This is a genomic window from Desulfurispora sp. (assembly GCF_052744395.1).
Window position 1 is genome coordinate 58530 of record NZ_JBRAJI010000007.1, and the last position, 17737, is coordinate 76266.

At 58.6% G+C, this 17737-nt stretch carries 17 protein-coding genes and 1 rRNA gene; 7 read left to right on the plus strand and 11 right to left on the minus strand.

Features of this window, described 5'->3' with window-relative positions:
• The first annotated feature begins 3 nt into the window (after nt 1-3).
• From ACUVTU_RS03250 to ACUVTU_RS03270, 5 genes are all read left to right on the plus strand, one after another.
• The gene (locus tag ACUVTU_RS03250) at nt 4-978 is read left to right on the plus strand and encodes a type II secretion system F family protein (RefSeq protein WP_445888531.1); all 975 of its coding nucleotides are present in this window, start codon (nt 4-6) and stop codon (nt 976-978) included.
• Between the two features lie 2 nt (nt 979-980).
• Complete coding sequence (locus tag ACUVTU_RS03255) at nt 981-1910, plus strand: type II secretion system F family protein (RefSeq protein ID WP_445888532.1); 930 nt, start codon at nt 981-983, stop codon at nt 1908-1910.
• Between the two features lie 49 nt (nt 1911-1959).
• Complete coding sequence (locus ACUVTU_RS03260) at nt 1960-2334, plus strand: DUF192 domain-containing protein (protein ID WP_445888549.1); 375 nt, start codon at nt 1960-1962, stop codon at nt 2332-2334.
• Nucleotides 2321-3238, plus strand: a complete 918-nt coding sequence (locus tag ACUVTU_RS03265) for a HAMP domain-containing protein (RefSeq protein WP_445888533.1) — start codon at nt 2321-2323, stop codon at nt 3236-3238. The genes ACUVTU_RS03260 and ACUVTU_RS03265 overlap by 14 nt, the downstream gene beginning before the upstream one ends.
• Before the next feature lie 168 nt (nt 3239-3406).
• Nucleotides 3407-4348, plus strand: coding sequence for an EamA family transporter (locus ACUVTU_RS03270; RefSeq protein ID WP_445888534.1), 942 nt, complete (start codon nt 3407-3409; stop codon nt 4346-4348).
• Between the two features lie 59 nt (nt 4349-4407).
• Here ACUVTU_RS03270 and ACUVTU_RS03275 read toward each other — a convergent pair whose 3' ends face one another.
• Nucleotides 4408-4599 (minus strand): DUF1540 domain-containing protein, encoded by a 192-nt coding sequence (locus tag ACUVTU_RS03275; protein WP_445888535.1) that lies wholly within the window; start codon nt 4597-4599, stop codon nt 4408-4410.
• Between the two features lie 110 nt (nt 4600-4709).
• On the opposite strand from ACUVTU_RS03275, the gene ACUVTU_RS03280 reads away from it, so the two are divergent.
• Entirely contained in the window at nt 4710-5243 is a 534-nt protein-coding gene (locus ACUVTU_RS03280; protein WP_445888536.1) for a DUF2179 domain-containing protein, read from the plus strand.
• 12 nt (nt 5244-5255) lie between these two features.
• Here ACUVTU_RS03280 and ACUVTU_RS03285 read toward each other — a convergent pair whose 3' ends face one another.
• The gene (locus ACUVTU_RS03285; RefSeq protein WP_445888537.1) at nt 5256-5975 is read right to left on the minus strand and encodes a pseudouridine synthase; all 720 of its coding nucleotides are present in this window, start codon (nt 5973-5975) and stop codon (nt 5256-5258) included.
• A gap of 125 nt (nt 5976-6100) precedes the next feature.
• Nucleotides 6101-6382 (minus strand): AbrB/MazE/SpoVT family DNA-binding domain-containing protein, encoded by a 282-nt coding sequence (locus ACUVTU_RS03290; protein ID WP_445888538.1) that lies wholly within the window; start codon nt 6380-6382, stop codon nt 6101-6103.
• Nucleotides 6383-6619: 237 nt separating this feature from the next.
• Between ACUVTU_RS03290 and ACUVTU_RS03295 the strand changes: the two genes are divergently transcribed.
• Complete coding sequence (locus ACUVTU_RS03295; protein ID WP_445888539.1) at nt 6620-8443, plus strand: sigma-54-dependent Fis family transcriptional regulator; 1824 nt, start codon at nt 6620-6622, stop codon at nt 8441-8443.
• Between the two features lie 51 nt (nt 8444-8494).
• On the opposite strand, the gene ACUVTU_RS03300 is transcribed toward ACUVTU_RS03295, so the two are convergent.
• The 8 genes from ACUVTU_RS03300 to rrf all read right to left on the minus strand — a co-directional run bounded on the left by ACUVTU_RS03300 (nt 8495) and on the right by rrf (nt 17631).
• On the minus strand, nt 8495-9949 hold the full coding sequence (locus ACUVTU_RS03300; protein ID WP_445888540.1) for an amino acid permease: 1455 nt from the start codon (nt 9947-9949) through the stop codon (nt 8495-8497).
• A gap of 75 nt (nt 9950-10024) precedes the next feature.
• Nucleotides 10025-10300, minus strand: coding sequence for a MoaD/ThiS family protein (locus ACUVTU_RS03305; protein WP_445888541.1), 276 nt, complete (start codon nt 10298-10300; stop codon nt 10025-10027).
• Nucleotides 10297-12054 (minus strand): aldehyde ferredoxin oxidoreductase family protein, encoded by a 1758-nt coding sequence (locus ACUVTU_RS03310; RefSeq protein ID WP_445888542.1) that lies wholly within the window; start codon nt 12052-12054, stop codon nt 10297-10299. Before ACUVTU_RS03310 ends, ACUVTU_RS03305 begins: the two co-directional genes overlap by 4 nt.
• On the minus strand, nt 12054-12446 hold the full coding sequence (locus tag ACUVTU_RS03315; protein ID WP_445888543.1) for a 4Fe-4S dicluster domain-containing protein: 393 nt from the start codon (nt 12444-12446) through the stop codon (nt 12054-12056). Before ACUVTU_RS03315 ends, ACUVTU_RS03310 begins: the two co-directional genes overlap by 1 nt.
• 35 nt (nt 12447-12481) lie before the next feature.
• A complete protein-coding gene (locus tag ACUVTU_RS03320) occupies nt 12482-13834 on the minus strand; it encodes a putrescine aminotransferase (RefSeq protein ID WP_445888544.1) in 1353 nt (450 codons plus the stop codon).
• Between the two features lie 400 nt (nt 13835-14234).
• Complete coding sequence (locus ACUVTU_RS03325; RefSeq protein ID WP_445888550.1) at nt 14235-15599, minus strand: NCS2 family permease; 1365 nt, start codon at nt 15597-15599, stop codon at nt 14235-14237.
• Nucleotides 15600-15622: 23 nt separating this feature from the next.
• Complete coding sequence (gene ade / locus ACUVTU_RS03330) at nt 15623-17359, minus strand: adenine deaminase (RefSeq protein WP_445888545.1); 1737 nt, start codon at nt 17357-17359, stop codon at nt 15623-15625.
• 156 nt (nt 17360-17515) lie between these two features.
• A 5S ribosomal RNA gene (gene rrf / locus ACUVTU_RS03335) occupies nt 17516-17631 on the minus strand.
• Nucleotides 17632-17737 lie beyond the last annotated feature (106 nt).

The following is a 17737-nucleotide window of genomic DNA, read 5'->3' on the forward strand; positions in this document are numbered from 1 at the left end:
CGTATGCCTCTCTATCCAATCGCGCTGTGCACTTTTCTGGCCAGCAGCCTGCTGCTGTTGGGGATTTACGGCCTGCTCACCCGGGAGAGCAGAGAAATCAGCCAGCGGGTGGAAAAAATCAGCGCCAAAACCTTTCGCCAGCGCCTGCAGCAGCCGGCCCCGTCCCCCGCGGCGGCCGGCACGGCCTGGCGCCGGCTGCTGACCAGGCTGGCTCCCCTGTTTTCCCGGCTGAGCATCAGCCAGCGCCTGGAAAACCAGCTGACCACAGCGGACATTCCCCTGCGGGGCGAGGAGTTTTTGCTCCAGGCGCTGCTGATCGGCGGCAGCGTTTTCCTGGTGCTTCTCCTGCTGCTAAAGCAGCCCGCTCTGGCTCTGGCCAGCGGCCTGACCGCCCTGCTGATCCCCTTTTTGATGTTAAACATGGCCCGCCAGAAGCGGCTGAGCAAAATGAACAGCCAGATTAGCGACGCCCTGGTGATCATGGCCAATTCCCTGCGCTCGGGTTTCAGTTTCCTGCAGGCCATGGATATGGTGCGCCGGGAACTGCCCGATCCCATTTCCAAAGAATTTGGCCGCACTTTCCAGGAGATCAGTCTGGGCAACCAGGTGGAGGATGCCCTGCTCAATCTGACCCGGCGGGTGCAGAGCGAAGACCTGGATCTGGTGGTTACCGCAGTGCTGATCCAGCGCCAGGTGGGCGGCAATCTGGCCGAAATACTGGACAATATTGCCAACACCATCCGGGAAAGGGTGCGCATTAAGGGCCAGATCCGCAGCATCACGGCCCAGGGTCGCATTTCCGGCCTGGTGATCTCGCTGCTACCGCTGGGACTGGCCGGAATCATGCTGGCCGTCAATCCGGAATATATTATGACCCTGTTTAAAAGCAAAGCCGGCCTGGGCCTGCTGGCGGGAGCCGTTGTTTCAGAAATCACCGGTATCCTGACCATCCGCAAAATTGTCCAGATTGAGGTGTAACTATGATGCTGCTGCTAGCCACAGCGATGAGCTTCGCCTGCGTTTTCTGCAGCGTGCTGGTTATGTACAACTTTATTTTCGGTCCCAGAATGCAAATGGCCAGCCGCGTGAACCAGGTGCTGGGCGAGAATAACCCGGCTTTATCGATCCGGGAGCTGGAGCTAAACCAGCCTCTTTACCGGCGGGTGATTCACCCGGCCCTGCTGGCCCTGGCTCGCCTGCTGTCCCGCTTCATTCCGGCCACCCGGGAAGCGGAAATGGCCCGCCGGGCGGCGGCCGCGGGTAACCCGGGCCAGTTCACGGCCCGGGAGTGGATTGCGCTCAAATACCTGGCGGCCGGCGGCCTGAGCCTGCTGTTCTGGACCTGGTGCCGGGGGATGAGCCTGCCGCTGCCCCAGAGCATCATGCTGACCATCTGCGGCATACCGGTGGGCTGGCTGCTGCCCGATCTTTTCCTCAACTCCCGCACCAGGCAGCGCAGAGCCAGTGTGGAAAAAAGCCTGCCCGATGTCCTGGACCTGCTCACTGTCAGCGTGGAAGCCGGACTGGGTTTTGAAGGAGCACTCATGAAAGTGGCCGAAAAGACCCGCGGTGTGCTGGCCGACGAGTTTGTCCTGATGCTGCAGGAATGCCACATGGGTAAACCCCGCCGGGAAGCCCTGCGCGACCTGGCCGACCGGGTCGGGGTGGACGACCTGTCCAGCTTTTGCGGATCCATCATCCTGGCCGACACGCTGGGCATCAGCATTGGCAACATTCTGCGCACCCAGTCCCGCCAGATGCGCCTGAATAGGCGCCAGCAAACTGAAGAACTGGCCATGAAGGCACCGGTAAAAATGCTCTTTCCCATGGTGTTCTTCATTTTCCCGGCCATCTTCATCGTGCTGCTCGGCCCGGCAGTGCTGCAAATTATCAAGGCTTTCCAGCAGTAGCCCGAATACCGGGGCTCTGCCAGAAGGCCCGGACCAACAGGTGAAAGCCATGCTCGTCTACAACCAGACCAGAGGCCGGCCGCTGGCCCGCCGGGCCACCCTGGCCTGCACATTCTGGACCAGGCTGACCGGCCTGATGGGCCGCCGGGAGCTACCGCCCGACCGGGCCCTCATCTTAACCCCCTGCCGGGCCATCCACACCTGTTTGATGCGCTTTGCCATTGATGTTGTCTTCCTGGACGCCCGGGGTAAAGTGATCTACCTGCAGGAGGAAATGCCCGCCTGGAGATTTACGCCTTATCTGCCCCGGGCGGTCTGTGCCGTGGAGCTGCCGCCCAGTACCATCAAAACCACCGGTACAGCAATGGGAGACCTGATCTTGATTACCCGCGTACAGGAGGTGCAGGCAGTTGTTCCCAGGTAGCAAACGCGGATTTTCCCTGGGTTTTAAATTGAGTTTGAGCATTACCCTGTTAATTATCCTGTTAATGACCGCCGTAAGCATCAAAACATACACCGCCAACCGCGGCGCTTTTCTGGCCGAAGCCGAAAAACGGGGCTGGCTGACCGCCCGCACAGTGAGCGCCTTTGCTGCCGACTATCTGCGCGGCAACAAAACCTACCTGTTGAGCAACATCATGGACCACCTGGAGCGCGATCCATTTATCCAACGGGCGGCCGTGCTCGACATCAATGGTCATGTGGTGATGTCCACCAGCCCCCGGTTAACAGGTAAATTCTCACATCCGTTACTGCAAAAGGCCATGCAGGACAAAAAAGACCACCTGTTCTACCAGACCGATGCCCAGGGGCATCCCCGGGCTTTCCTTTTCGCCAGCCCCATTGCCCCGCGCCGCCAAGAACCGGTGGGATATTTCTGGCTGGAAGCGGATCTGGGCTACATTAGCCAGCACCTGCTGGGTCTGGCCTACCAGCAGATTTTCACTTCCTTACTGGCCATCATCGCCGGACTGCTGATCAGCCGGTTAATTATTATCCGGATGGTGCAAAAGCCGGTGCGCGAACTGGTTAAGGCCACCGACCGCATGGCGGTGGGCGATTTTTCCGAACCGGCCACCGTAGGGCACCAGGACGAACTGGGACGCCTGGCGGCCGCCTTTAACACCATGTCGGAGCACCTGGGCGTGCTTTTCCAGGCGGTACAACATGCCACCGGCCAGATCCATCAGGCCGCCCAAAACGTCCTGCAGGCCGCCGGCCAGAGCGATGATCCCCGCCTGCAGGGGGTAATTGCCAGCACCCGCAAATTGCTGCGCCATGCCGACCAGCTCAGCTCCATCAGCCAGCAGTTTAAATTCAAAGCCTAAGCCACAGGGCCTCCCGGAATGCGGGGGCCCTGCCTGCTGAAAGGAAAATCAGCCTCCAGCCCGACACTGGAAATATATTGATTAGAAAAAACTGCTTGCTCTAACCGCACGGGCGTGCTAGCATGGATGGTATCAGGCAGAAAGACAATCTTACCGGGAGAGGATAAATTGAAACCACACAGCATGTTTCCCAGCCGGCTGGCCCTGGCGGCCTATCTCACCGTCTGTCTAGTCTGGGGCTCTACATATCTGGCCATCCGCATCGGAGTAGCCCACCTGCCGCCCTTCCTATTTGCCGGCGTGCGCTTTCTGCTGGCCGGAACCATCCTGCTGCTGATCCTGCGCTGGCGCGGCATCGCCCTGCCGCAAAAGCTCAGCGATGTAAGACACGCCTTTGTCGTGGGCGCCTTTTTGCTGCTGGGGGGCAACGGCTGCATAGCCTGGTCTGAGCAGTATGTGGTGTCCAGCATCACCGCCCTGATCATTGCCGCGCTGCCCCTTTTTGTGGCCCTGCTGGATCAGTTCTGGCCCGGCGGGAGCAAAATGAGCGCCCTGGGCTGGCTGGGCATGCTGGTGGGCTTCTCCGGTGTAGCCATGCTGGTTGCTCCGGACATCCTGCACCAGCAACTGGAGCTCAAAGGGACGGCCGGCGTGCTGCTGGGCACCCTGTCCTGGGCGGCCGGGTCGGTCTACGCCAACCGCCACCCCACCGGCTGCTCCATCTGGATGGGTGCAGCCATCCAGAACCTGAGCGGCGGGCTGCTACTGACCATTGCCGGCCTGCTCACCGGCGAATATACCCGGGTGCAGTTAAACAGTCAGGGGTTGCTGGCGCTGGGCTACCTGGTCGTCTTTGGCTCGCTGGCGGCGTACAGCGCTTTTATCTATATCCTGCACACCATGCCGCCGGCCAAGGCATCCACCTATGCCTACATCAACCCGATCGTGGCGGTAATCCTGGGCTACCTGATCCTGCAGGAACCGGTATCCTGGCGTATGCTGCTAGCCGCCGCCGTGATCCTGACCGGAGTGCTGATGGTGCAGCTGTCCCGCACCAGCGCCCCCCGGGCGGCCCGTACCCTGCCCCCGGCCAGGTCGGTCAAGGCTTAGACCCCGCCGCACCAACAACAAACCCTGGTTCGCTACGAACCAGGGCGGTAAAGCTAAATTCACTTCTTCTTAAAGGTCTGGCAGCAGGTTTCATCAATCGTATTGGCCGGAGTTTGCCTTAAAGAGTTCAGCTGGGCGTTGGGCGGAAAGCCGCCTTCCAGGTCGCTCTGGATGACAATCTGATTGGCCGTGCACAGGTTACCTTCTTTGTAGTACTTACAGGTGCTGACAGTGCAGTTGACATCGGGCATATCTCTTTACCTCCCCAAAATATATTTACCGGAGCATATTATAACCATCCGGCGGGGAAGTATGCATTACAGAGTCCACCACAATTATCCCGGGAGTGAGCCAGCCAGACATGGAAGCATATTTACCCTTTATCTACAGCTACCTGTTTATTTTCACTGCCCGCGTGGCCGACATGTCCCTGGATGTGATCCGGGTGCTGATGCTCATGCGGGGCAAAAAAGTGTACGCTGCCATCATTGGCTTTGTGGAAGTGTCCATCTTTATCCTGGCCTTGAACCAGGTGCTGAGCGGCGGCCTGCACGACATCGGCAAAATCATCGCCTACGCCGGCGGTTTTGCCACCGGCAACTATGTCGGCGTGCTGCTGGAAAACAAACTGGCCATAGGCTACGCCACTATCCAGGTTTTCCCGCAAAAACATTGTGTGCAGCAGATCATCGCCGCACTGCGCGAGCAGGGCTTCGGAGTGACCAGCGTGCGGGGCGAAGGCCGGGATGGCGAAAGAATCATCCTGTTTGTGACGCTGAAACGCAAAGACATGCCCGAGGCCGTCAAACTGCTGGAAAAGATCGAGCCGTGCATTTTTTACAGCGTGGTGGACACCCGGCAGATTCACGGCGGCGTTTTCCCCGGCAAAAACTAGCGCCGGGGATTGCTATTTTTCACCCTGCAACAGGGCCAGCTCGGCCGCGGTCAGCTCCCGGTACTGGCCGGGCGCCAGGGCCTGATCCAGCCACAATCCCCCCATGGCCAGGCGTTTGAGGTAGAGCACCCGCTGGCCCACAGCTGCAAACATGCGCTTGACCTGGTGGTATTTTCCTTCCGTGATGGTCAGCAGCACAGCGCAGGGATCGCCGGGCAGGGCTTCCAGCCGGGCCGGCCGGGTGCGGTAGCCGTCATCCAGCACCACCCCCAGCTCCAGCGCCGACCACTGCCCGGCCGTGACCGGGCTGTCCACACGCACCAGATAGGTCTTGGGCACATGCTTTTTGGGGGATAAAAGTTCATGGGCCAGCTTTCCATCATTGGTCAGCAGCAGCAAGCCTTCCGTATCCCGGTCCAGGCGCCCCACGGGAAAAAGCTCCCGGTCGGCATAGGGTTCGGCCAGCAGTTCCAGCACGGTGGGCAGGCTGCGGTCCTCGGTAGCCGAAATGTATCCCGCCGGCTTGTGCAGCATGAGATAGATATGCTCCCGGTAATGCACCGGCTCGCCGCAAACCACCACTTCATCCCGGTCCGGGTCTATTTTTTGCGCTGTGTCCCGCACCACCTGGCCGTTGACCAGTATCTCACCCGCCCGGGCCAGCTTCTTGATCTCTTTGCGCGTACCCAGACCCGTGTGGGCCAGCATTTTATCCAGGCGCAAACTCGCCATCTGCTTTATCCAACCCTTCCGGCAGCAGTATCATCATTGCAGCTTATTCTACAAAAAATAAAGACTCCCGGCAAGCAATTCCGGCAGTCCCTTCCGGCAATCATCGTGAGTTTTTCACCTCTGGTTTAGGGAAGTGCCACCCGCAGAGGAGCTCTGGACATTCCGGGCGAAACCAAACCGAGCAGTCCGCTCCGGCAACTTCTACAGACGTGTTTGTTTCTAAACTCCACCAGGTCATTTTTTTGCCCGCAAAAAATACAGGTCTGGTGCTTTTTCTCCACAATGATGTATTCGCCCACCCGGCAAAATTTGAGCAAGTCGCGGGAGCGGATATTAATCTGTTCTCTGATCTGCACCGGCAAAAAAACCCGCCCTTCCTTCTCTACGCGCGCAATAAAAGAAAACACCATTCCCCCACCCTTCCCGAAGAAATATAATTTACATTATTTTTACAAATTGAGCCCTGGCTGTCCTGAGACAGGCTGCTTATTTTTCCTGGGACTTTGGTCCTGGATAATTCCGGCCAGGTGCCGCGCGGTTCCCCGGCGGCAACGGCCCGGCAGAGCTGATCAGGGCCGCTGTTCAAGGCCGGCGGACAATTGTATAATTTAGACAGAGGTATTCATGCCGCGGAGGGAAGGCCCATGAGCTTTCTGCAACTGATTGCCAGCACTGCGCAACAGGTGGCCGAGGCCATCTCAGCCGTTCTGGGCGTCGAGACAGAAATTGTTGATCACGAATATACCATTATTGCTGGTACCGGTAAATACCGGTCGCTGGTCGGTCAGAAGGATTATGAGGCGGTTTTTCCCGAATCCCCCTATCTGTACAGTACCGTACTGCGCACCGGCCGCAGTTTTATTGTGGAAGATGCGGCGCGCGATTTTATTTACGGCCCCAACCCGCTGGGGGAGATGTGCGAAATCTGCTGCCCGATCATCCTGGAGCAAAAAACCATCGGAGTAATCGGCCTGATTGCCTTCAACCAGCAGCAAAAGGACCACATGCTGCAGCAGAAAGAAACCTGGCACTCATTCTTAACCCATATGGCCGGACTGCTGGCCGACAGTGTGATTGCCCGGCAGTCCTACGATAGCCTGCAGGTAACCAACCAGCTCCTTTCCACGGTGATCGAATCCATCAGCCACGGCATCATCTATGTGGACGAAAGCGCCACCATCGTCCACTGCAACAGCAGGGCCTGTGCCCTTACCGGGCAGCCGCGGGACAGGCTGGTCGGGCGAAACATCAGCGCCATCTGGCCCGAAACGCCTGTCCTGCAGGTGCTGCAAAGCGGCCGGGGGTACATCGACCGGGAGGAATACTACAATAACGGCCGGCGGATCACCCATCTGCTGGTTTCCTGCCAGCCCATCCTGCTAAGCACGCGGCCAGTTGGCGCAGTAATTACTTTTCGAGACATGGCCGAAGTAAGGCAGCTGGCTTTCCGGCTGACCGACAGCCAGTATGATTTGAGTTTTGCCCACATTATCGGCAGCAGCAAAACCATCCGCGCGGTCAAGGAACTGGCCATGCAGGTGGCCCGCAGCAGCTCCAGCATCCTGATCACGGGCGAAAGCGGCACCGGCAAGGAGCTGTTTGCGCGGGCCATCCACTTCGCCAGTCCCCGCCGCAATAAACCCTTTGTCATTGTTAACTGCGGGGCCATACCCGAAACCCTGCTGGAAAGCGAGCTCTTCGGTTATGAAGAAGGGGCCTTTACCGGAGCCAAAAAAGGCGGCCGCCCGGGCAAGTTTGAGCTGGCCAACGGGGGCACCATTTTTCTGGATGAGATTGGCGATCTGCCCCTGCACCTGCAGGTAAAGCTGCTGCACGTCCTGCAGCGCAGGCAGATCGAGCGGCTGGGGGGCAACAAGGTTATCCCGGTGGATGTGCGCGTCATTGCTGCCACCAACCGCGACCTGGAAGCCATGTGCCACAGCGGGGAGTTCCGGGAAGACCTGTACTACCGCCTGAGCGTTATCCCCCTGCAGGTGCCTCCCCTGCACGAAAGAAAAGAAGATATCCCGGAACTGATGCAGTATTTCCTGGAAAAGTATACCCAGCTGCTGGAGAAAAACATCAGCGGTTTTTCCCCGGCGGTGGTGGAACTGTTCCGCCAATACCACTGGCCCGGCAATGTGCGGGAACTGGAAAACAGCGTGGAGTACGCCGTGAATATGGAGCGTTCCGCCGAAATCACGCTCCAGAGCGTCCCACCGCGCCTGCTGACCTGGAGCCGGCAGCAAGCCGGTCAGGTTGCAAACCCGCACCGGCTGATGGAATACAATTTACCTAACCGCATCAAACAGCTGGAAAAAGAAATCATCCAGGAAGTTGCCCAGCAAATCTCCCGCGGGCAAATTTCCCTGCACCGGGCCCCCGAAATACTGGGCGTAAGCCGGGCTACTTTTTACCGCAAGCTGAAAGAACACGGCATGCTGCTGCACAACCAAAAGCCGGTGTGATGATCACACCGGCTTCTCTAGATATTCTAGATATATTACATATTAAGCTGCTCATGCTTCTGAGCGGAAGATATCTTCAAATTTCAGCCTGCCATTGGCTTCCGCAACCGGCTGCAGCTTGCGCCCCCAGAGCTGGTACCAGAGCATCGCTCCCACCAGCAGCGGCACACCGATATACAGCGAAGCGCGCAGCTCCTCATTGAATGCCACCACCACCAGGCAGGCCACCTGCACCCAGATGGCAAAATGGGTGAGGTAGGGGAAATATTTGACCCGGAATTTCAGCTGGCTCGGATCATAGCCCATTTTCTCCAGACGACGCCGGAAGTTGAGCTGGGACCAGCAGATGGAGATCCAGGCAATCGCCCCGGTAAAGCCGGAAAGTGCCAGCAGGTAGGTGAACACCGCCGCATCGCCGCCCAGGGTGTAGGCAATGACCCCGATCCAGCAGCCGCCCACCGACAGCAAAATGGCATTGTAGGGTACGCCTTTGCGGTTCACCCGGGCCAGCCAGCGCGGCGCCATCCCTTCCCGGGCCAGGGCGTACACCGCCCGGGAGCAGCCGTACAGGCCGCTGTTGGAACAGGATATGGCCGCCGTGAGCACCACAAAGGAGAACAGCGCGCCGGCCCACTTAAAGCCGTAAAAGTTTAAGGCCGCAGCAAAAACACTCTCCTCCAACCCCGCCTTCTGCCAGGGGAAAATGGAAACCAGCAGGGCCACCGGGATAACATACAGGGCGATAATCCGGTAGGTGACATTGGTGATGGCCACAGGAATACTCTTTTCCGGCTCCTGGCTCTCGCCGGCGGCCAGGCCGATAATCTCCGAACCCTGGAAGTTGACCAGGATGATCACCATGGTCAGAAAGACTATGCCCGCACCTTTGGGGAACAGGCCGCCGTTGCCCAGCAGGTTGCTGGTGCCAATAAAGCCCTGCCCACCGATAAAGCCCAGAAAGATCAGCACGGCCAGCACCACAAACATGACAATGGCCAGAATCTTGATCAGCGCCAGCCAGAACTCCAGCTCACCAAATGTGCCCACGTAGGAAAGATTGATCACCGTGATGATCACGCCAAACCCCAGCGCCCAGTACACCGCCGGGATGGAGGGCACAAAGTTGTTCATAATGATCCCGGCCGCAATCATCTCGGAAGGCACATAGGTGACCCAGGTAGCCCAGTAGGACCAGCCCACCCCGCAGGCCCAGGCCGGATGGATGAAATCGTTGGCGTAAGTGACGAAGGAACTGGAAATAGGGATGGAAACCGCCAGCTCGCCCAGGCAGACCATCACCAGGTAGACGATCAGCCCGCCCAGCAGATAGGCCAGAAAAGCGCTGGGCCCGCAGGAATCAATCACATAGCCCGTCCCCAGAAAATAACAGCTGCCAATGATGCCCCCCAGCGCAATCAACTGCAGATGGCGGGGTTTCAGTCCTCTTTTTAAATCACTCTCGTAAGCCCGGGCCGCACAGGCCTCGGCATTTGTCAGTTCACTCATGCCGTGAACCCCCTCATAATGATTTTTACACGGCACAGAATGAGCGAACCCCCTTGCCCGCCTCTGTACCCAATATCAGCCTCCTGCTACCGGCGGAAAGATCACCAGCACATCACCGGGCTGTAGCAGATCTTTCCGGCAGATTTTGTTACCATTTGCTACCATTAAACCGACCCGCGCGGGCGGTATGTTCAGCATGAGCAGAATATCCTCTGCCCGGACCCCCTTGCCCGCTGGCAAAGCTATTCTGCCATTCGTAGATCCGGTGCCGGCGTAGCGCGCCAGCGGACCGCGCAGCTCCACCTGCACTGTTTCCGGAACCCCGGTGTCCCGGACCGGCTCTTTGTTCATAGCTCCAGCTCAACCAGTTTTTCCGGCAGCGGCACGCCGGCCGCGCTCCAGCCCCGCAGTTGGTAATACTCGCTGAGCATGGCCGTAAAACTCTCCTCGGGCAGCAGCCGTCCATCGGTAGCCCCGCCCTGCAGCGGCTGTTTAAAAATGCGTGCCGGCAAGGTGTCCTGCGACCCGTCAATGCCCTCCCGCAGATTGAACAGGCGGGCCAGGTTAAAGATGCGCTCGCCGCATTTTTCCAGATCACCGGCACCCGGCTTCCAGCCCAGCACCGGTTCCAGCAGTTCGGCCATGCGCTCAAAGGAAAGCGCCCAGAAATCACACAATATTAAGGAAAATTTGGCTGCATTATAATGCTGCAGATCAATGACCAGCCTGGCCTTGCCTTCAATGCTGAAGGGGTCACGCTCTCCGTAGGCCTCCTCGGCCACCGGCCAGGCGCTCATGTGGCAGGCACCCCGCGGCGCCGTGGCGTAAGCCAGACCCATAGCCCAGCTGCCCCGCGGCTCATAACCGGGAAATTCCAGGCCCTTTACCTGCATGGCAAACTCCCGGCCACCGTACTGCTCAGCCAGCGCTTTCACACCCCGGGCCAGCTCCTGGCCCACTCCTTCCCGGCGGGCAATCAAAGCGGGCATATCCAGATAGCCTGCTTCATCCCCAAAGCGCAGACCAAAATCCTTGATACCGCGCTGGGCCAGTTCCATGGCAAAGGCCATCACATTGCCCGTGGAAATAGTATCCAGACCCAGGTCGTCGCACAGCACGTTAAAGCGCACCACCGCCTCCAGAGAAGCAATCCCGCAGTTGGATCCGGCCAGGGCCAGGGTCTCGTATTCGGGCCCTTCCACCCGGCCGCGCGCGACCACGGTGTAGTTGCCGCACCCCAGACCGCAGGCAAAGCAGGCCCGCTTGCCCTGGCGATACTGTTTCATGGTATCGGATTTCAGCCCGTCAAAGCCCTCAAAGCACCCCGCCTGGAAATTGCGGGTGGGCAGGATACCGGTGTTGTTGGACATTTCCACCAGCATGGGCGTCCCGTCGGTGTAGGCCCACAGGTTGGTATCGGTCAGCAGATCCTCCCGCAGGGCCTGCTGGGCCACCTGCAGCAAACCGGACATATCGGCCACCTGCACACTGCCCGTGCCCTGCACAGCCAGCGCTTTCAGGTTCTTGGCACCCCAGACGGCGCCCACACCGCCCCGTCCGGCCTGCCGGTACAGCTCGGAGGTGATGCAGGCAAAGGGAACCAGGTTTTCTCCCGCCGGGCCGATGGACATGATCTTGTAGCCCGCTCCCAGGCGCTCCCGCAGGAGCAGCTCGGTCTCATGCGTTCCCCGGCCCCACAGGTCATCCGCCGGCTCCAGGGACACCTGCCGGTCGGCAATCCGGAGCAGCACCGGCCGTTCCGCCCGGCCTTCAATGATCACCAGATCATAGCCGGCAAATTTAATCTCGGCGGCCATATTGCCGCCAATGGAGCAGTCCAGGATGGCTCCGTTGGCCGGCGAGCGGGTGATCACAGCCAGTTTGCCGGAACAGGGCACCGGGGTCCCGGTAAAGGGCCCCGTGGCCAGGATAATTTTATTCTCCGGAGCCAGCGGACCGGTACCCGGGGCCAGCTCTTCATAAAGGTATTTTATCCCCAGCCCTTTGCCGCCCAGGTATTGTCTGGCCCAATCCCGGCGCAATTCCTCCACCCGGGCCCGGCCGGTGGTTAAATCAATGCGCAGCACATTTCCCGTATAACCCATCACTGCACCTCCCACTGCAAGGCGCCGTGCGGACACCAGGCCACGCAGAGGGGTTGTCCACCGCAGAAGTCGCACAGCAGCGGCTTTTCATCAACCAGCCGCAGCACTCCGGTAGGGCAGGCCTGGACGCAACTGCCGCATCCGGTGCACAACTCTTCCTGCAGAAAAGGGCGACCCTCTTTTTCTCCAATGGCCTGTTCCGGACAGGCCTCCTGACACTTAAAACAGGCCTCACAAACCGCAGCCTGAACCTTGAGACCGTCCGGGCCGTATTCGGACTGTATCTGCAGCCTGGCCAGCCGGGGGCTAAAACCCCCGGTGTGCTTTCCCGAACAGACCAGCAGGCATAGGCTGCAGCCAATGCATTTCGGGGCAGAAAAAACCAGCTTCACATTCCCCACTCCTTGTTGGTCGGGCAACCAGTCGGCTAACCGGCCATTTTGCTAACTTCCGCCAGAACCTTATCCAGCCGCTCAATCACCTGGTCTTGTTGTTCCCGACTAATAGTGAGCGGCGGCTCAATGCGGATGGACTTGGAGTTGATATAAGTGCCGGCCACCAGCACGCCGTTATCAAACAAACCTTTGGCTACCGCATAGCCCAGCTCGTTGTTCACAAACTCAATCCCAATCATCAGCCCCTTGCCCCGCACTTCCAGGACCACCTGGGGATACTTTTCCGCCAGCTCGCGCAGCCGGCCAATCATGTACGCGCCGGATTCGGCGGCCCGCTGGGGCAGATTTTCCGACAGCAGCACATTAATGTTGGCAATGGCCGCCGCGCAGCAGACCGGGTTGCCGCCAAAGGTGGTGCTGTGCAGAATGGGGTTGTCAATCAGTTTTTCCCAGATTTCCCGGCGGGAGACAAAGGCGCCAATGGGCATCACACCGCCGCCGAAGGCCTTGGCCAGGCAGAGAATGTCGGGCACCACATGGTAATGTTCGCAGCAGAACATTTTACCGGTCCGCCCCATGCCGGTCTGGACCTCGTCCAGAATCAGCAGCGCGCCATATTTGTCGCACAGCTCGCGCACCCGGGGCAGATAATCATCGGGCGGGACAATCACGCCACCTTCCCCCTGGATGGGCTCCAGAACCACTGCCGCCACATCCTCGCCAATAAAGGCACAGCTTTCCAACATCATCTCGATGGCAGCGGCGTCACCATAGGGCACATGGTGGAAGCCCGGAATGAGGGGCAGGAAGGGCTGGCGGAAAACACCCTTGGCCGTGGCACTGAGGCTGCCCAGCGACTTGCCGTGGAAGCCGCGGGTGGTGGCGATAAAGCTGCGCCGGCCGGTATACATCCGGGCAAACTTGAGGGCGCCTTCCACCGATTCGGTACCGCTGTTGACAAAGAAGGCATACTGCAGGTCGCCCGGCGTGATCTGGGCCAGCAGTTTGGCCAGAAAACCGCGCAGCGGGTCCAGCAGCTCCTGGCTGTGCAGAGCCTGGCGCTGCAGCTGGTTGATCACGGCCTCAATAACCTTGGGATGGCGATGCCCGACGTTATAAATCCCGAAACCGCCCAGGCAGTCAATATACTCCTTGCCATAAACATCGGTAAAGGTAGAACCGCTGTCGCACCACTCTACCGAAGTATAGTCGGTAGATACCGACTTGCGGTATTCCAGAAACCCCGGGTTAACGTGATCCCGAAAGGCTTCCACTGTGGATTGGACCACCCAGTCTTTTTCCTCCCGGGTCAATTCCTTTTTGGCAATCAGATCGAGGTAAAGCTGCGATTCCTGGATTACTTGTGCATATTTCGGATCAGTCATAATACCCTCCCCAGTGCTTTTATTTAACTGGGACAGGGTACTGCAACTGATATGCCGAAATGGACGGCCGGCCAACAAGTATACATTATACAGGCTGGTGTCCCGAAAATGTATATTTATGCCGGCCGGACAACGTCCCGGTTATGTTCCGGCCCCGGCCGGATGTCCACCCGCCCCGGGTGGACCTGATCAATCCCGCGGTGTCCAGCCAGACCTGTTGTCTATTTTTCCCCACCCGCCCTCCGCCAGATCTCAAACATGAGATAACACTGTCTGTAAACAAACAATAAAACACCGGCGGGCAAAGCAATGTCCTGATATGCAGGCAATTCTCAATTATAAGACAATAGTCTTAGTCCTGAACCGGCCGCTGCCGGCCCCCCGGGGGAGCTGTACCGTGCTACGCTATCCCCAGGTAAGAATAGCGCAGGATGACCAGCAGGGACAGGACCCACATCAGCCAGTGCACCTCCCGGAACCGGCCGGTCAGCGCTTTCAGGGCGGTATACAGCACTATGCCGGCCGAGATGCCGTTGGCAATGTTATAGGTAAAGGGCATCATGGTCATGGTGATAAATGCCGGCACGCCATCGGTAATATCCTGAAAATTCACTTCCAGGATGTCCGTGATCATGAGCATGCCCACAATGATCAGGGCCGGGGCCGTGGCGGCAGAAGGAATCAGGGCAAAAACCGGCGCTAAAAACAGGGCGGCGATAAAGAGCAGACCTGTGGTCACCGCGGTCAGACCGGTCCGGCCCCCTTCACCAATACCGGCCGAACTTTCAATGTAGGCCGTGGTGGAGCTGGTACCCAGAAAGGCCCCCAGGCTCACCCCCAGCGCGTCCACCAGCATGGCTTTGCCAATGTTGGGGTTATTGCCGCGCTCATCCAGCAGGCCGGCCCGGCTGGTGGTCCCCATCAGGGTGCCAAATGTATCAAACAGCTCCACAAAAGTAAAAGTAAAAATCACCGTGATCAGCCCATGATGCAGAGCGCCCAGAATGTCCAGCTGCCCTACCGCCAGATGAGAGAAGTCCGGCAGTTTGTAGGCGAAGTTTTTGATATTGGTCACACCCAGGGGGATACCCAGCAGCGTGGTGGTCAGAATGCCCCACAGCAGCGCTCCTTTGACCCGGCGGGCCATCAGCAAGGCGGACACCAGCAGCCCAAACAGGGCCATCTGCACACCCGGGCTGCTCAGATTGCCCAGTTTCAGATCCCACTCAAAAAACATCAAGTGGCCGAAACCACCACTGTTCTTTATCGCTTCCAGACTGGGGCCCAGATGCACATCCACCACCACCAGCTCGGACAGTTTCACGCCAATGATGGTAATGAACAGGCCAATGCCGGCCGTAATGGCTTTTTTCAGCGGGGCAGGCACCGCCACCATTAAAAGCTGCCGCAAATTGGTGACCGTTAAAAACGTGAAGATAATCCCCGAAATAAACACTGCTCCCAGTGCTTCCTGCCAGGTAAACGCTCCTCCCCGGGCTGCCACCACGGCAAAATAGGCATTCAGGCCCATACCGGGAGCCAGCGCAATGGGAAAATTGACAAACAAACCCATGGCCATGGTGATCAGTCCGGAAGCAATACAGGTGGCCAAGAAAACCGCCTGATAATCCATCCCCGTTGTGGACAGAATGCCCGGGTTTACCGCCAGAATATAGGCCATGGTCATAAAGGTGGTAAATCCCGCCAGCACCTCGGTTTTTACAGTTGTTCCGCGCTTTTCCAGTTGAAACAGGTTATTGAGCAGCATAGTTTTCCTCCCGGTCATGTTTATGGCAACTTGATGATTTTTTGCTCGCGCACATCAATCAGTCCCCGATCGGTCAAGCGCAGCGCAGGGATCACCGGCAAGGCCAGAAAAGAAAGCATCATAAACGGATCTTGCTTACCGGCCAAACCCAGCCGGGAAAGGGACCGGTGCAAGTTGAGCAGCAGCTGGTGGAAACGGTCCACCGGCCAATCCGACATCAAACCGGCCACCGGCAATTCCACAAGGCCGAGGAGCTCCCCACCGGCCACCGCGCAGAGCCCTCCCCCGGCGCGCGCCAGCGTGAAAATGCACTGGAGCATATCCCGGTCATTCATGCCGGCCACAATCAAATTGTGGGCATCGTGGGCCACAGTAGCGGCAATGGCGCCACGCTTAAGGCCCAATCCTCGCACAAAGCCCACACCCAGCGAGTTCTGGCCGTGGTGCCGTTCCAAAACCGCCAATTTGGCCACATCCTGCTGCGGGTCCGCAGCGAGCAGACCATCCTGCACCGGCAATTCCAGGTGCAGTTTTTCCGTAATAATCTGCCCGGGCGAAACACCGATTACCGGCACCGGCCCGCCCGCATCCGGCACTTCCAGCCGGCGCTGCAGCTCGGCTTCCGGCAGGTTCAGGATTACCCGGCTGCGCAGCGCCGCGGTATCCGCCAGCACGGGCTCTACCAGAGACTTTTTCGCCCGGGCCACCGGCTGGCCGCCTATGTAAACCTCCCGCGGGCAAAAATGGTCTATTTCCTCAAAAATAATGAAATCGGCCGCATAACCGGGCGCAATGGCACCCAGGCCTTTCAGCCCGAACCACTCGGCGGTATTTATCGTAGCCATCTGCACGGCCGTGATCAAATCCAGACCATTTTGACAGGCCAGGCGAATAAGCTGATCCACATGCCCCTCGGCCACAATGTCCAGCAAATTGCGGTCATCGGTTGCCCAGATACAGCGACGGGAATTGTGGCTATTGACAGCCGGCAGCAGATCCAGCAAATTGCGGGCCGCCGACCCCTGGCGCAGCATCACACGCATGCCGCAGCGCAATTTTTCACGCATTTCTTCCGGCCGGGAACACTCGTGGTCCGAACCAATGCCGGCCGCGATATAGGCTGACAGCAGCCGGCCCTGCAGACCGGGCGCATGCCCATCCACAGGCCGGCCCCCGGCAGCCGCAATTTTATCCAGCACAGACTCCTGCCCGGCCAGCACCGCCGGGTAATCCATTACCTCGGCCAGGCCAATCACCTGCGGGTGATCCCAGAACTGCGCCAGGTCCCGAGCAGTAAGCTGTGCGCCGGCAGTTTCCAGCGGCGAAGCCGGCACGCAGGAGGGTAGCATATAAAATATCCGCAGGGGGGTACGGGCAGCGGCCTCCAGCATATACCGGATGCCGGCCACCCCACAAACATTGGCTATCTCATGCGGGTCAGCAATCACAGCGGTAGTACCGCGCGGCATAACCACACCGGCAAACCGTTCCGGCACCAACATGGTGCTCTCTATGTGCACATGAGCATCAATCAGCCCAGGGCAAACATATGCCCCGGCCAGATCAAGACACTCCCGGGCAGCATAATCTCCAAAGCCGACGAACTGGCCCTGATGGATGCCGATATTGGCCCGGTGAATTTCACCGGAAAGCACATTGACCAGCCGGGCATTTTTCAGGCACAAATCAATCTCCTGCCGGCCAGCCGCCTGCCGGATTATTTCCTGCATCTGCTGTACATTCCGATCGCTCCTCACCAGCGATACCCCTTCCCGAAAAACCTCACCTCATTGCACCAACGACTTTATTTTTACCGGATTGGTGCCAATTATCTACCAGACGGTCAAAAACCGGCTCTAATGGAAACAGCGACACAACAGCTGTTGCTGCTGTGCCGCTGTTTTATAAAATTATTGCGGCGGCGACCTGCTCTCCCAGGGGTCGACCCCCCAGTACCATCGGCCCTGGAGAGCTTAACTGCCGTGTTCGGGATGGGAACGGGTGCTGCCTCTCCGGTATGGCCACCGCAAATCGGTCGTCAGTCTTCAGTCGTCGGTCGTCGGTTTTCAGTCGTCAGTCGTCAGTCGTCAGTATGAATGTTTTTCTTTTGGGTCAAAAGTATGATTATCAGGCAT

Excerpts from the sequence above, each read along its gene's own strand:
- ACUVTU_RS03295 (WP_445888539.1), top strand. The coding sequence starts at position 6,620 with ATGAGCTTTCTGCAACTGATTGCCAGCACTGCGCAACAGGTGGCCGAG.
- ACUVTU_RS03320 (WP_445888544.1), bottom strand. The coding sequence starts at position 13,834 with ATGACTGATCCGAAATATGCACAAGTAATCCAGGAATCGCAGCTTTAC.
- ACUVTU_RS03305 (WP_445888541.1), bottom strand. The coding sequence starts at position 10,300 with ATGAACAAAGAGCCGGTCCGGGACACCGGGGTTCCGGAAACAGTGCAG.
- ACUVTU_RS03300 (WP_445888540.1), bottom strand. The coding sequence starts at position 9,949 with ATGAGTGAACTGACAAATGCCGAGGCCTGTGCGGCCCGGGCTTACGAG.
- ACUVTU_RS03250 (WP_445888531.1), top strand. The coding sequence starts at position 4 with ATGCCTCTCTATCCAATCGCGCTGTGCACTTTTCTGGCCAGCAGCCTG.
- ACUVTU_RS03280 (WP_445888536.1), top strand. The coding sequence starts at position 4,710 with ATGGAAGCATATTTACCCTTTATCTACAGCTACCTGTTTATTTTCACT.
- ACUVTU_RS03255 (WP_445888532.1), top strand. The coding sequence starts at position 981 with ATGATGCTGCTGCTAGCCACAGCGATGAGCTTCGCCTGCGTTTTCTGC.
- ACUVTU_RS03260 (WP_445888549.1), top strand. The coding sequence starts at position 1,960 with ATGCTCGTCTACAACCAGACCAGAGGCCGGCCGCTGGCCCGCCGGGCC.
- ACUVTU_RS03310 (WP_445888542.1), bottom strand. The coding sequence starts at position 12,054 with ATGGGTTATACGGGAAATGTGCTGCGCATTGATTTAACCACCGGCCGG.
- ACUVTU_RS03285 (WP_445888537.1), bottom strand. The coding sequence starts at position 5,975 with ATGGCGAGTTTGCGCCTGGATAAAATGCTGGCCCACACGGGTCTGGGT.
- ACUVTU_RS03275 (WP_445888535.1), bottom strand. The coding sequence starts at position 4,599 with ATGCCCGATGTCAACTGCACTGTCAGCACCTGTAAGTACTACAAAGAA.